Annotated in this window: 9 protein-coding genes and 2 tRNA genes; 6 read left to right on the forward strand and 5 right to left on the reverse strand. The window is 46.0% G+C overall.

The genetic code is table 11. The annotated features are described in order from the left end of the window. Positions 1–116: 116 nt before the first annotated feature. Both GC130_RS26525 and GC130_RS26530 read right to left on the reverse strand, forming a co-directional pair. Positions 117–192 (reverse strand) — tRNA-His (locus GC130_RS26525). A 52-nt stretch (positions 193–244) separates the two neighbouring features. Continuing rightward, positions 245–1,582 (reverse strand): dihydroorotase, encoded by a 1,338-nt coding sequence (locus GC130_RS26530; RefSeq protein WP_152001395.1) that lies wholly within the window; start codon positions 1,580–1,582, stop codon positions 245–247. Between the two features lie 58 nt (positions 1,583–1,640). Between GC130_RS26530 and GC130_RS26535 the strand changes: the two genes are divergently transcribed. After that, entirely contained in the window at positions 1,641–2,966 is a 1,326-nt protein-coding gene (locus GC130_RS26535; protein WP_226940618.1) for a DEAD/DEAH box helicase, read from the forward strand. A gap of 249 nt (positions 2,967–3,215) precedes the next feature. Here the strand turns inward: GC130_RS26535 and GC130_RS26540 are convergent, their stop codons facing one another. Continuing rightward, on the reverse strand, positions 3,216–4,703 hold the full coding sequence (locus GC130_RS26540; protein ID WP_152001396.1) for a M28 family peptidase: 1,488 nt from the start codon (positions 4,701–4,703) through the stop codon (positions 3,216–3,218). Between the two features lie 164 nt (positions 4,704–4,867). Between GC130_RS26540 and gcvP the strand changes: the two genes are divergently transcribed. Together gcvP and GC130_RS26550 are read left to right on the forward strand one after the other, a co-directional pair. After that, the gene (gene gcvP, locus GC130_RS26545; protein WP_152001397.1) at positions 4,868–7,768 is read left to right on the forward strand and encodes an aminomethyl-transferring glycine dehydrogenase; all 2,901 of its coding nucleotides are present in this window, start codon (positions 4,868–4,870) and stop codon (positions 7,766–7,768) included. Between the two features lie 184 nt (positions 7,769–7,952). Next, complete coding sequence (locus GC130_RS26550; RefSeq protein ID WP_152001398.1) at positions 7,953–8,840, forward strand: hypothetical protein; 888 nt, start codon at positions 7,953–7,955, stop codon at positions 8,838–8,840. Positions 8,841–8,847: 7 nt separating this feature from the next. Here the strand turns inward: GC130_RS26550 and asnB are convergent, their stop codons facing one another. Beyond that, positions 8,848–10,749: an asparagine synthase (glutamine-hydrolyzing) gene (gene asnB / locus GC130_RS26555; protein WP_152001399.1), complete on the reverse strand. Its 1,902-nt coding sequence runs from the start codon at positions 10,747–10,749 to the stop codon at positions 8,848–8,850. Between the two features lie 73 nt (positions 10,750–10,822). On the opposite strand from asnB, the gene GC130_RS26560 reads away from it, so the two are divergent. The 3 genes from GC130_RS26560 (at position 10,823) to GC130_RS26570 (ending at position 13,146) form a co-directional block, all read left to right on the forward strand. Continuing rightward, positions 10,823–11,296: a C40 family peptidase gene (locus tag GC130_RS26560; protein ID WP_152001400.1), complete on the forward strand. Its 474-nt coding sequence runs from the start codon at positions 10,823–10,825 to the stop codon at positions 11,294–11,296. A gap of 96 nt (positions 11,297–11,392) precedes the next feature. Beyond that, positions 11,393–11,466, forward strand: a tRNA-Ala gene (locus tag GC130_RS26565). A 222-nt stretch (positions 11,467–11,688) separates the two neighbouring features. Continuing rightward, entirely contained in the window at positions 11,689–13,146 is a 1,458-nt protein-coding gene (locus GC130_RS26570; protein ID WP_152001401.1) for a hypothetical protein, read from the forward strand. Here GC130_RS26570 and GC130_RS26575 read toward each other — a convergent pair. Further along, the gene (locus tag GC130_RS26575) at positions 13,143–13,562 is read right to left on the reverse strand and encodes a response regulator (RefSeq protein ID WP_226940619.1); all 420 of its coding nucleotides are present in this window, start codon (positions 13,560–13,562) and stop codon (positions 13,143–13,145) included. The two genes, GC130_RS26570 and GC130_RS26575, sit on opposite strands and share 4 nt — an antisense overlap. Positions 13,563–13,596: the final 34 nt, after the last annotated feature.

The raw sequence follows: 13,596 nt of genomic DNA on the forward strand, positions 1-13,596 counted from the left end.
GGGTTAAGGTCATGTCAATTAAATCATTGAAACTGGAAAGGAAAAATGATACTTAACTCGTTGGGAAAAAATGGGGTATAAAAAAAGCCCTCACTGAGGGCTTCTTCATTTCACAAGGGTGGAAGACCGGGTTCGAACCGGCGACCTCCTGAACCACAATCAGGCGCTCTAACCAGCTGAGCTACAACCACCATGTAATTTTGGGACTGCAAAGTTAATGGCATTCATCAATTTTGCAAAGCACTTAGTCTCTTGTAAATAATAATCTTTCACCTTTTTTAGTTTCATCCAATTGGCCTTTGTGATAAGCCCTGTGCCCTGAAACAAGGACAGTGTCAATTTTTGAATGAAAGATTTGCCCTTCAAAAGGCGACCACCCACATTTCGCAAGGATATTTGACTTCTCCACCATCCAGGTGGAGCTAGTGTCGGCAATCACCAAATCAGCAAAATAACCCTCTCTGATAAAGCCTCGTTTTTCAATTTGAAACAAAATAGCTGGGTTGTGGCACATTTTTTCCACCAGCCGTTCCATACTTATTTTGCCCTCCCGCTGTTTTTCAAGCATCGCCACGAGCGAATGTTGAATCAACGGCCCACCGGAAGGTGCATTGAAATAACTATTTTGTTTCTCTTCCCAGGTGTGGGGCGCATGATCAGTAGCCACCACGTCGATTCTGTCTTCCAACAAAGCTTTCCATATCTGTTCCCTGTCGCTTGCCTTTTTCACAGCCGGGTTCCACTTAATAAGTGTCCCTTTGCTCGCATAGTCCTCATCCGAAAACCAAAGGTGGTGAACACATGCCTCAGCCGTTATCCTTTTTTTTGCCAGAGGAATTGAATTGTCGAATAGTGCCGTTTCCTTCCCGGTTGAAATATGCAGAATGTGTAGCTTGGTGCCGTGCTTCTTTGCCAAGCCCACTGCCATTGATGACGAGAGATAGCAAGCTTCTTCACTTCGAATGAGGGGGTGGCATTCAATAGGCACATCTTCGCCATACTTTTTCCTGAATATTTCGGTGTTAGCCCTGATAGTGGCTTCGTCTTCGCAATGAGTTGCTATGAGCATGTCTACCTTGCTAAAAAGCCCTTCCAGCACCTGCGTATTGTCTACCAACATATTACCAGTGGAAGAACCCATAAACACCTTGATGCCACACACATTCCGGTGATTCGTTTTTAGTACTTCCTCCAGGTTGTCGTTGCTGGCTCCCATGAAAAAAGAGTAGTTAGCCAGCGATGTTTGCCTGGCTATTTCATATTTATCCTCCAGTAGCTGCTGAGTTAATGCGTTGGGCACTGTGTTGGGCATTTCCATAAATGATGTGACTCCCCCGGCCACAGCCGCCCTGGCCTCGGTATAAATGGTCGCCTTATGTGTGAGGCCCGGCTCACGAAAATGCACCTGATCGTCGATTACCCCAGGCAACAGGTATTTGCCGTCGGCATCTATCACCTCGTCGGCGTCATCGGTCAAGTGCGAACCTATCTTTTCGATATACTGGCCCTTCACCAACACATCTCCGGCACGTACCTTGCCTTCGTTCACTATATTTGCATTTACAATCAGCTTCGTCTTCATAGGATGGACTATTTGATATGCAAATTTACATTTATATACCCAAACAGGGGCCTCTGGCATGATAGATAACAAAAATTTTATGGAGGAGTCGGCCGGCTTCGAATCGTTCAAGCTGAATAAGCAACTCCTGAACGCTATCGCCGATTTGGGTTATAAATCGCCCACTCCTATTCAGGCCAAGGCCATTCCTGTGGCGAACGCTGGCCACGACCTGTTCGGCATAGCGCAAACCGGCACGGGCAAAACAGCGGCCTACCTGATTCCCATTCTTTTGAAGATTAAATATGCACAAGGCAACGACCCGAGAGCGCTCATTCTGGCACCCACCCGGGAGCTTGTGATGCAGATCGAAGAGAATGCCCGAAAGCTGGCCACCTACACCGACCTTCGGGTAGTGGGCCTCTACGGCGGAAAGGGGCCAAAGCTTCAGATTGAAGAGTTAAAAAAAGGTGTGGACTTGATCGTGGCCACCCCCGGTCGGTTCACCGAGCTTTATCACGCAGAGGCTATCCATCCACGCCAAATTAAAACACTCGTGCTGGATGAAGCTGACCGAATGATGGACATGGGCTTTATGCCGCAGATAAGGAAGATACTGGAGGTGATTCCCGTCAAGAGGCAAAACATGTTGTTTTCTGCCACCATGCCCGAAAAAGTAGTGAAGCTCTCAGAGGAGTTTCTGGAGTTTCCTCAGACAGTTGAAGTAGCCCCTCAGTCGAGTACGCTCGAAACAATTGAACAGCGGGTGTATCTCATACCAAACTTCAAGACGAAGATTCACATGCTCAACTGGTTCCTGCATCAAACGGAGGCAGTTGACAAGGTCATTATATTCACCAAAACAAAAGACACTGCCAACAACCTTTATAAATTTATACACCGAAAAATCAATCCATCTGTAAAGGTGATTCATGGCAATAAAGACCAGAATGCCAGAATCAACGCTTTTGAGGCCTTTAAAGCTGGCGACAGCAAAATCCTGGTAGCTACGGATGTGAGCTCACGAGGCCTCGACGTGAGCATGGTGAGCCATGTTATCAATTTTGATGTGCCTGTGCTGTACGAAGATTATGTGCACAGGATAGGACGAACAGGGCGAATTTACAAGGCAGGCTCAGCCTGGACTTTTGTTAACCCTGCTGAAGAATATCACCTTCGAAAAATAGAAGAGCTTATCCGAAAACAAATTTCCGTACACCGCTTGCCGAAAGATTTGATCATTGAAGAAACCCCTTTCGAAGAGCAGCAAGACATGGCCAGGGAAGTGGATCATCAGAAAAGAAAAGATGACCCGGATTTCAAAGGTGCCTTTCATGACAAGAAGCATCCGAAAGGTCAATTTAAGAAGCCAACACCCAAAAAGAACAAAAGGAAAAAACGTTGATCTGTGAATCTACAGAATTCATCGAAGAATTTGGGGGGTTCATCTAATCGAAAATTTTGTTTGAGGTGAAAAGCATACATTTGATACAGAAAGATGGATAAGTCTTTCTTTCCATAGCTGGTTGAAAAGATCTTGGGGGATGTGGCTTTGCCGATCCCTCAAGTTGTTTCTAGCCCACACTAAAAAGGCCCTTGAACTGAAGTTCAAGGGCCTTTTGCATTCTTTTAGCACCGTTTGCTTGTGACTCCGCTAGTCTAGTTTAATCCGCTCTTCCCTGTTAGCCACTTCCCAGGCTGTAAAGAAAACCAGCTTAGTGATGGCGGTCATCTTGTCGAACGCAATTTTCTCGATCGTATCGGTGGGGCGGTGGTAATCGGCATGGACACCATTAAAGTAGAAAATAATCGGCACGTTGTTCTTTGCGAAGTTGTAGTGGTCAGAGCGATAATAGAACCGGTTTGGGTCGTTCTCGTCATTATAAGTATAGTCCAGCACAAGGTTGGTGTAGTCTTTATTTGCCTTTTCAGAAAGCTGATGAAGGTCCTGCGACAACTTGTCCGAACCAATCACATAGATGTAATTCTCATTGTCCAAATGCGCATCATCTACCCTGCCAATCATGTCGATGTTCAAATTGGCAACGGTTTTACTAAGCGGCAGCACCGGATGATCGGTGTAGTACTCCGACCCAAGAAGGCCTTTTTCCTCCCCCGTCACCGTCATGAATAATATGCTTCTGCGGGGGCCGTTGCCCTTCTTTTTTGCTTCGCTAAAAGCCTGGGCTATTTCCAACACTGCACTCGTGCCCGATCCGTCGTCGTCTGCACCATGGTAAATAACATCGTCTCTTTTGCCAAGGTGGTCGTAGTGGGCCGTCACTACCAGCACCTCGTCTTTCTTGTCAGTCCCTTCCAGAAACCCAAGCACATTCTCAGTTATCACCTCCTCGGTGGTTCTTTCTGCCTTAAAGCTGATACTAGCCATCGGTTGCTCTGCGCCTGAAGCACCCTCCATCAACTCTTCAATAGATAGGCCAAAGACACCCTTTGCGGCATCGGGCGAAACAATGAAAACAAAAGGGCCTTCGTTGCTGCTATCTCCCTCACTACTAAGGCTTAGACGTGAGGCTGTAATATAGTTCTTGTATCGACCGACTACAGTTTTAAATTGACCATCCGATTCGCCGCCAAATACAAGGAGGCCCCTAACGTTGGCTTCGGCAAACTGCCTTCTAATTGATGTCCACGATCTGCTATCCTGGCTTCTCACGGCAACAATTCTATTATTGAAAGCCCCATTTTTGACAATGCCAGAGGCCTGCCCCAAATCACCAATAAAAATCACCTCGGCAGTCACTTCGTTGGAAGTACTGGCAGAGCCAAAATACAGCAAGTCGGTTCCGTTCTCCAGCTTTGTCGCACCTGCTTTTACATAAACATCGGTCCATTGAGATTTTTGCAGCGGGAAACGCTGAAAGTAGGATTTTGAGTTGGCCTCTGGAACAATTGGTTGTAGTCCGTATTGCTTAAACTGTGCCGCTATAAAAGCCGCCGCCTTTCGCTGACCTTCGGTGGCTGTTTCCCTACCCTCCAGGCTATCGGAAGTTAACACTTCGAGCCGGGCATAGAGGTCTTCTTTGGTGATGGTCTTCGAGATTTTTATCGCCTTTTTATCCTGGGCAAATGCAGCTAAGCTAATTACCAGGGCGAGCGCAAATAATGAAAATTTTTGAATCATGATTACTTTGGGTTAACCGGGGCAATTTTATTCTTTTCAGGTAAACCTTCCATATCAATTCCACATTTTATTTGAAAACCGGAACAAAATATCTTCACATTAAATTATACCTTTGCAGTCAGAAATAAGGTTCATATCACTACACATTTTCAGAGGGTAACTTAATGAAGATCAACGTTAACCAAAGGGTTAGTTTTGAGAGTCGCCATCACGGCAAAGATGATCAAGAGCTGGCCACAATGCTTCAAACTGTTGGAGTGTCGTCTATTGATGAATTAATAGACCAGACGGTTCCAAAAAAGATTCGACTGGAGCGGCCGCTGCAACTTCCGGCGCCAAGAAATGAGTATCAGTTCCTGAACGAATTCAAGCAACTGGCTGCCGGCAACAAGGTATTCAAGAGCTATATCGGCATGGGGTATTATAATTGCGTGGTGCCTGCCGTTATTCAGAGAAATATATTGGAAAACCCAGGGTGGTACACAGCCTACACTCCTTATCAGGCAGAGATCGCCCAGGGACGTTTGGAAGCACTTATCAACTTCCAAACTGTGGTATCTGATTTGACAGGCATGGAGATCGCCAACGCCTCCTTACTCGACGAAGGTACCGCAGCGGCCGAAGCCATGACCATGCTGCATGAGCTAAGGAAAAAATCGAGAAAAGATGCTCATAAATTCTTTATCGATGAAAATACCTTCCCACAAACGATCGACTTGCTCGTTACCAGGGCCCAACCATTGAACATAGAGTTAGTAGTGGCTCCATTTTCTTCTTTCGATGTAACTGACACTTCGTTCTACGGGGCGTTGCTTCAATATCCGGATGCTAATGGCGAGGTGAAAGACCTGACATCCTTTATCGCCGCAGCGAAGGAAAACGATTTGATGATTGCGGTAGCCGCAGACCTCCTGAGCCTCACGCTTCTGACATCTCCCGGAGAAATGGGCGCTGATGTGGTTATCGGGAGCAGCCAGCGCTTTGGCGTGCCAATGGGCTACGGCGGGCCGCATGCTGCTTTTTTTGCTACAAAAGACGAATACAAAAGACAAATCCCTGGCAGAATCATTGGTGTGTCCGTAGACAAGGAAGGCAACAAAGCTTACCGGATGGCTCTCCAAACACGAGAGCAGCACATCAGAAGAGAAAAGGCCACTTCCAATATTTGCACAGCCCAGGTTCTATTGGCCGTTATGGCTGGCATGTATGCCGTATATCATGGTCCACACGGCCTGAAAGAAATCGCCGCAAGAGTCAACGGCTTGGCGAGACTGCTAAATGCTGGTTTGGCTCACCTTGGTTTCAAGCAGCTGAATGTTGAGTTTTTTGATACCCTTAAGGTAGAGGCAGCGGGTAAAAAAGAAGCGATCAAGGCCCTCGCTGAATCCAGGGGGGTGAATCTTAGGTACTTCTCGTCCGATCACGTTGGCATCTCGCTCGACGAAACCACTCAGCTTGAAGACCTGAAAGTCGTTTTCTCCATCTTTAGCGAAATAGCGGGCAAACCAACTTCAGGATTTGATCTTGAGGGCCAGTCGAGCAATGTGGATGTGAGCTTCTCTTCGGCTTTGGAACGCAAAAGCGACTATCTTACCCACCAGATTTTCAATGTGCATCACACGGAGCACGAGCTGCTTCGCTACATGAAATGGCTTGAAAACAAGGATCTTTCTCTGGTGCATTCAATGATTTCCCTTGGCTCGTGCACAATGAAGCTCAATGCCACATCGGAAATGATTCCGGTAACGTGGGCCGAATTTGGGAACATTCACCCATTTGCTCCGGCAAGTCAGGTAAAAGGCTATCAGCAGTTGGTAAACGAGCTTTCGGACTGGCTAAAAGAGATCACTGGCTTTGCAGCAGTTTCTTTGCAACCAAATTCTGGCGCACAGGGAGAGTATGCCGGTTTAATGGTAATAAGGGCTTATCATCAGAACAGGGGCGACAACCACCGCAACGTGGCGCTTATTCCTTCGTCAGCGCATGGCACCAACCCAGCCAGTGCAGTAATGGCAGGTATGCAGGTGGTGATCGTAGCTTGCGATGAAAAAGGAAATATAGACCTGAATGACCTTCAAACCAAAGCTGAAAAACACAAAGACAATCTATCGGCGCTGATGGTGACTTATCCATCTACTCACGGGGTGTTTGAAGAAGAAATCATAGATATCTGCGACATTATCCATCAAAATGGTGGACAGGTGTACATGGACGGCGCTAACATGAATGCCCAGGTTGGTCTGACCAGCCCGGCACGCATTGGCGCTGACGTTTGCCATCTCAACCTCCACAAAACATTCTGCATCCCTCACGGCGGCGGCGGACCCGGCATGGGCCCGATTGGTGTCGGGGCTCACCTGGCTCCCTTCCTTCCCGGCAATCCGGTGGTAAAAGCAGGCGGGGACAAAGCGATTACGTCCATTTCATCTGCACCCTACGGTAGCGCCAGCATCCTCACTATATCATACGCTTACATAGCTATGATGGGAAGTGAAGGATTGACGAATGCGACAAAAATGGCGATTCTTAACGCCAACTATATCAAGGAGCGATTGAAGGGCGATTACAAAATTCTTTACACCGGAAAAAATGGCCGGTGCGCTCACGAAATGATTGTGGATTGCAGAGAGTTTAAGCAGTTTGGAGTGGAAGTGGAAGACCTCGCAAAAAGGCTGATGGATTACGGCTTCCATGCGCCTACCATGTCGTTCCCGGTGCCCGGCACCATGATGATTGAACCAACAGAGAGTGAGTCAATTATTGAGCTGGACAGGTTCTGCAATGCAATGCTCAGCATAAGGGAAGAAGTAAGGGAAGTAGAAAAAGGTCTGGCAGATCGTGAGATCAACGTGCTGAAAAATGCACCACACACTCAGAAAGTAGCGCTGGCCGAAGTATGGCAGCTGCCTTACAGCAGGGAAAAGGCAGTATTCCCTCTTGAATACGTGAAAAACAGCAAATTCTGGCCAAGCGTGAGCAGGATTGACAACGCCTATGGCGACAGAAACCTTTTCTGCAGCTGCATTCCAATTTCAGAGTTTTCGGAAACTCTGGCAGAGGCCTAAGGAACGGAAAAGGGAGTTAATCGCTCCCTTTTTTCATTTGGCAGGTCAATTGAAAACAAGAAGCAGTTGCCGAAAAAAGCTAAAAATTGTGTAATCTTGTTAGCCTGTTAATGTCAAGCATATTTTTTATAGTGCCTTCATTGAAGGGTAACATATTGTTGAAATACTAATCGCAGTAAAGATTATGGCGTCTCAAAAGGATCTTTTAGAAAAATGGTCCAGCCGCATAAAGGCAGAAAAACTTGATGAAACAATTGCAGTAGTTAAGAACGCCCTGGCTGGCTATAAAAGATTCCCAAAATCTGCCAGAGTAGCCTACTACCTCCACGGCTCTCACCTCAATGGCACCAATACTCAATACAATACCCCGGTTGACGTAGCGATTGAGCTGACCTCAATAACAGGCTCCAGCAAAAGCAACGAAGACCCTTTTGCAGGAAAAGGCCTTAGCTACAAAAGCTTCAGAGAAAACATCCTTGAAAGCATGCAAAATGCTTTTGGCGAAGGGTCGGTGCAGGATGGGGACAACGCCATTCATATCATTGGCTCTCCTAATCGCCTTCCTGTGAATGTGCTCGTGTGCTTCAAATACAAATTGTTTATCAAGCACGGAAGAGATGAAGTGGAAAAACTGGGCGTGGCATTCTACCCTAAAAAAGGGAAGGAACTCATCATCAATTTTCCAAAGCAGCACAACGCCTACGAGGCAGTGAAAGAAAGCGGCTCCCAGGGCCAGTTTCTTGCTACTGTGAGGGTTTTCAAAAACATCAGAGACCGGCTGGTACAGATGGGCCATATGGACGAGAACAGGACGCCTTCCTATTTTCTCGAAAGCTTTATCTGCAATGCTCCTACTGGAATGTTCACTAAAGACTATATTTCTTCTATCGCTAACCTGCTCGACTTCTGGAAGAAAAATGCATGGAGGAATTATATCACCATTGACGGCTTCAGGTCTCTTTGGGGCGACTCACCGCAATCGTGGAATGTTGAGGATGCAAAGTTCTTTTTGGAGGCTATTCGTAAAGTTGGAAAAGATCCGGCTTTCTGGCAGGCAGGCACTGATGCATGATTGACTCTTACTTGAAGTAATTCTCCCACCATTTCTGAAAAACATATAAGGCCCACGTGGTAGCATGCGCATCGCCCGGGTTGTTGCTGTGCAGTTGTTGCCTGAGCAAAGCCAACTGCTGAACGCTGAAAATTCCCTGCTCGTTTAACTTGTCGTCATTAAAAACAACGCCGTCCAGCGTGCTCTTCATCTCATTTTGCATCCACTTTAGCAGTGGCACTTCAAAGCCCTTTTTGGGGCGATTGTAAAGCTTCTGCGGGAGAAAATCTTTAAATGCATCCTGCAAAATCCTTTTCCTTGTGCCGTTGTGAATTTTAAAACTTTCGGGTAGCCCAAAAGCAAAGTCCACCACTCTGTGCTCCAAAAATGGCACTCTTACTTCCAGCGCATTCGCCATCGACATCCGGTCAACCTTCGTCAGCATGTCGTCAGGCAATACTAGCTGGGTATCTGCCAAAAGAAAGCTGTTTAGCGAATCGGAGCGTTTAAGTGGCAGTAACCATCCAGCCTTGTGGCCACGGTAGATGTCCATGCCAAGCCCCTCCTTTGCAGAAGGGCTTAAGTACGCTAGCGCCTGGTTTTCCGCCATATAACTGGCCCATCTCCAATAACGGTCTTCAGCAGAAAGCTTAAGCCCTTCTCCGTATTTACTTAGTTGTCTTATCTTATTTCCAAAAGCTGACGATCTTGACGCCGGAAGGCTTCGCCACAAAGGAAGAAACCGTTTTGCCACCGCATTCGAAATACTCGGCTCAACGCTTTTTTGCCAGGCCAGGTGCTTGTTGTAGCCACCAAAAAGCTCGTCTGCCCCATCGCCGGAAAGCGCCACTGTTACGTGCTTTCTGGTCTCTTCACTAAGTATGTACACCGGCAATGCCGACGAGTCTGCAAATGGCTCGTCGATATAACTGATCATGCCATCCAAATGATTAAGCAGGTCATCGTTTGACAGCTTGAAAACATGGTGCTGAGTGTTGAAATGCCTGGCCACCAACTCAGCGTACTCCGTTTCATCAAAAAAAGGGTCGTCCTTGTATCCAATGGAGAAGGAATGAATGCCAGGATGCAGTTTCGAGGCAATGCCTGCAATGATGGAAGAGTCGGTACCTCCGCTAAGAAATGTGCCAAGAGGAACGTCCGCCACCAGCCTATGTTTTACTGCGCTGGTAAGGAGCTCTCTCAATTCCTTTTGCTTGTCGGAATAGCTTTGACGCCCAACAGTTTTGCTTGCATCAAATGGAACCTTGTACCACTGTTCAACCGTTACCTCATTCTTTTTACTAACAATCAGGTGGCCCGGAGACAACTTATGGACACCCTTGAGGATAGTCAATGGAGCAGGAATATAATTGAGCTGCAGGTAAGTAAGCAACGATTCGAATGATAGCTCTTTCTGAATGCCATAGCGCATAATGGCCTTCATTTCTGAGGCAAAAATCAGCTTGTCCTCGTCGTAGTAGTAATAAAGCGGCTTGATACCCAGGCGGTCTCTGGCGATAAATAGCGAGCCGTCAGCTGCGTCAAATATGGCGAAAGCAAAGAATCCGTTGAGATGATTCAGTGCTTTTTTGCCTAATAATATATACAACTGAAGAAGCACTTCGGTATCACTTTCGGTTTGGAACGGCACCCCTTTTTCCTTCAAACCGTTTCTCAGCTGTCTGTAGTTAAAAATCTCTCCATTAAATACGATTTGATACCGGCCCGAAGCGTCCGACATCGGTTGGTGAGCACTTTCAGAGACATCGATGATACTTAAACGGCGGTGCCCCAGGCCAACAAAATGGTCGTAAAAGAGCCCCTGATTGTCGGGCCCTCTTTTGGCGAGCGATTCAGTTGCGGCAGCCAGGTGAATCATGTTGATCCGTCCAACCTCATTAAATGCCTTAATTCCTGTTATCCCGCACATTATTTGAGCCTCTTTTCAAATGTTTGTGTAATTTTAAAGTAATTCAACGGTTCTGAAAATTCGTCAGATAAATATGTCCAAGTTAAGACCCTCTTTTGTTCTTTTCATTTTTTCCATTCTTATTCTCTCGGGCTGTGCCGGCTCCAAAAAATCCAGGGCAAAAAAGGTCGACGTCATCATCCAGTCTGCCAGGTCATATACTGGAACTCCCTACAAATACGGAGGCACCACACGCAGCGGCATCGACTGCTCGGGGCTAATACTCCGCTCATTCGAGTCGGCGAGCATCCAGGTGCCGAGAACTTCCAATGCGCAAAGCAAAATGGGCAGAAAGGTTTCTCTGAATGACCTGGAAGAAGGGGATCTCATTTTCTTTGCCATGGGCAAAAGGAAAAGAAAAATCACTCACGTTGGTATGGTAACCGACGTCAGGGGCAAAACCGACATCCGCTTTATTCATGCCTCAACAAAACTTGGGGTGATGGAAACGAACCTGAAATCCGACTATTATTGGAAAAGAATAGTGCAAGCCCGCCGACCTTTTTGAGAATACAATTTCTTTCCTATTTTTGCAGTCCCCAATTCAAGACTTCAATGTGAGTCTGCTCGTTGCGGTTCAGCGTTTCTTCTTTGGCGTTTTAATGGGGCATTAGCTCAGCTGGCTAGAGCGCTTGCATGGCATGCAAGAGGTCATCGGTTCGACTCCGATATGCTCCACTTCAATATTTAACTCAAAAGGAAGGCGCAAGTCTTCCTTTTTTTGTCCATCTTCCTGTCTAATTGTATTCACAATTATCCCAGCTATTACTTCTGTTCCGTTTTTTAGAACGAGAATTCGCTTCATTTAATAGTTTTTAACGGCTCTACCGCTAATAAAATTGAAGCTTATAGCTAAACAATTGAAAAATGGGTATTTTAATTTCCAGAAACACGTAAGAGATGGCAAAGCTCAAGAACATTATCAAACAACTCTCCGATAAAGACTATCAGGCTATTTATAACAGCCTCAATGAAAGTGCGGCCGAAAAATCGGCCTCGTTGCTCAAGGGCATTAGAGAACGAAGCCTTGGCGACAACAAGATCATGGAGGAGTTGGGTGTCAACCCCAATGCGTACTATACGCTACGCTCACGGCTAAACCAGAAAATTGAAGAGTATCTGGTGGAGCAAATGGAAAACCCCCGTACTGATATTCTTAAAAAGGTAGCCAACGTAAACGACGTCGTGTTCACCAAGAAACGAGCCATTGCCCTTGCCACGCTAAAAAAATTGGAGAAAGAGCTAATAGACTACGATTTGTCGTCAGAGCTAACGGTAGTTTATAAATATCTCAAGCGCTTACACATGCACTCGCCAGAGCAGTTTAGCTACTCTCAGCTCTATAACAAACACGTGGCCTTTATGCTGGCCACCGACAAGGCTGAAGATATTCTGGCAGACTATTTTAAAAATTATGGCGACTACTACCTGACCGGAGATGACACGTCAAAGCTGGGACTTAGTTACCTGCTCAGGGAGCTTACCAATGTCAGTGCTCTTCATGATTCGCACAGGCTATATGTGTACAAGTCGGCGGTAAATATTTTTCACAGACTTTTTGTGGACGACAAGGAAAGTGAACTTAATAAGGATGAAGAGGCCATTGAGGACATTCTCAAAAAAGTGGAGAGCTACTTTTCAGTGTATACGCTCGATTCTATCTACCACCATTTATCTCTTTTGTTCGACTACCTAAAGCTGGAGTATTATACTCACTATCAACTCTATAAAAAGTCAGAAGAGTTTTTCGATGAGGTGAACGATGCCGTGGCAACACTTCTAATGAACTATCCCACGTTCACTTTTTCTTCCCAGCTGCTCATCACAAAGCTTCGAAGAAGCATTCGTCTGAAAATAGAGGAAACGTTGGAAGAGGAAAACCAGCTTCAGTTTTCAGAATATGAACCAAATCCCCTCAACGTACCCGCCTATATTACCTATGTCACTTACCGGGCCCTGAGTTGCTATTATGCCGGCAACTACGACGAAGCCGCTAAATGGATCAACAACTTCCTTAACGAGGTAAGCCTTAAAAAATACCCGCTTGCCCAGCTTGAAATCAAATCAGTGCTGGCCTTGCAGTACTGTATGATGGGCGACTATGATTTATTCAGTCAGCTGATGAATAGTGTTCAAAGACAGGTGAGACTAATGGGCAAAGAAAACATTGACCACGTCGTTATCTTCAACAAGATTCTGAAAGTAGCTACCAGCGAAGCGAAAAAGCAGAAAGCAGATAAAATTTCGGTGTTGGCCAGGAAATTCAATTCCTCCAACATTTCCGTTTATGCGCCAACCACACTCATTAGAATGGATGAAAAATTCATAAACGACCTCAGTTCTGTGTCGGTGGTTTAGAACTTTATCTTCTCGAGCGTATCCTGTGTTAGGGGTTTGTTGATGTATTTTTTAACGTAGTTGTACTTCTTCGATTTGTTGACGTCCTGAGGATTAATGGAGGAAGTAAGCATAACGATATTGCAAATATCCTTTGTCTCCACCCTGAACTTTTCAAACTCATCCAAAAATTGGAACCCGTCCATCAAGGGCATATCGATGTCGAGAAAAATGATTTGAGGGAGAATGGAATGTCCTGCCGCACCAAGCTTTTCTATATTTCTTAAAAACTCTATGGCGCTCTTGGCACCGGTGTGTACATAGATATTTTCAGATAACGTTGATGCCTCAATCATCTTCTGATTGATCAAATTATCGATCTCATTGTCGTCAATAAGCATCACTGCTTTGAATCTGGGGGCTACAGTCACTGCCATATTAAGTTATTAGTTGGTGCCATAGCCTGAGGTA

It is taken from the genome of Imperialibacter sp. EC-SDR9, from assembly GCF_902498805.1.
Classification (GTDB): domain Bacteria; phylum Bacteroidota; class Bacteroidia; order Cytophagales; family Cyclobacteriaceae; genus Imperialibacter.

Excerpts from the sequence above, each read along its gene's own strand:
- GC130_RS26530 (WP_152001395.1), bottom strand. The coding sequence starts at position 1,582 with ATGAAGACGAAGCTGATTGTAAATGCAAATATAGTGAACGAAGGCAAG.
- GC130_RS26535 (WP_226940618.1), top strand. The coding sequence starts at position 1,641 with ATGATAGATAACAAAAATTTTATGGAGGAGTCGGCCGGCTTCGAATCG.
- GC130_RS26540 (WP_152001396.1), bottom strand. The coding sequence starts at position 4,703 with ATGATTCAAAAATTTTCATTATTTGCGCTCGCCCTGGTAATTAGCTTA.
- gcvP (WP_152001397.1), top strand. The coding sequence starts at position 4,868 with ATGAAGATCAACGTTAACCAAAGGGTTAGTTTTGAGAGTCGCCATCAC.
- GC130_RS26550 (WP_152001398.1), top strand. The coding sequence starts at position 7,953 with ATGGCGTCTCAAAAGGATCTTTTAGAAAAATGGTCCAGCCGCATAAAG.
- asnB (WP_152001399.1), bottom strand. The coding sequence starts at position 10,749 with ATGTGCGGGATAACAGGAATTAAGGCATTTAATGAGGTTGGACGGATC.
- GC130_RS26560 (WP_152001400.1), top strand. The coding sequence starts at position 10,823 with ATGTCCAAGTTAAGACCCTCTTTTGTTCTTTTCATTTTTTCCATTCTT.
- GC130_RS26570 (WP_152001401.1), top strand. The coding sequence starts at position 11,689 with ATGGCAAAGCTCAAGAACATTATCAAACAACTCTCCGATAAAGACTAT.
- GC130_RS26575 (WP_226940619.1), bottom strand. The coding sequence starts at position 13,562 with ATGGCAGTGACTGTAGCCCCCAGATTCAAAGCAGTGATGCTTATTGAC.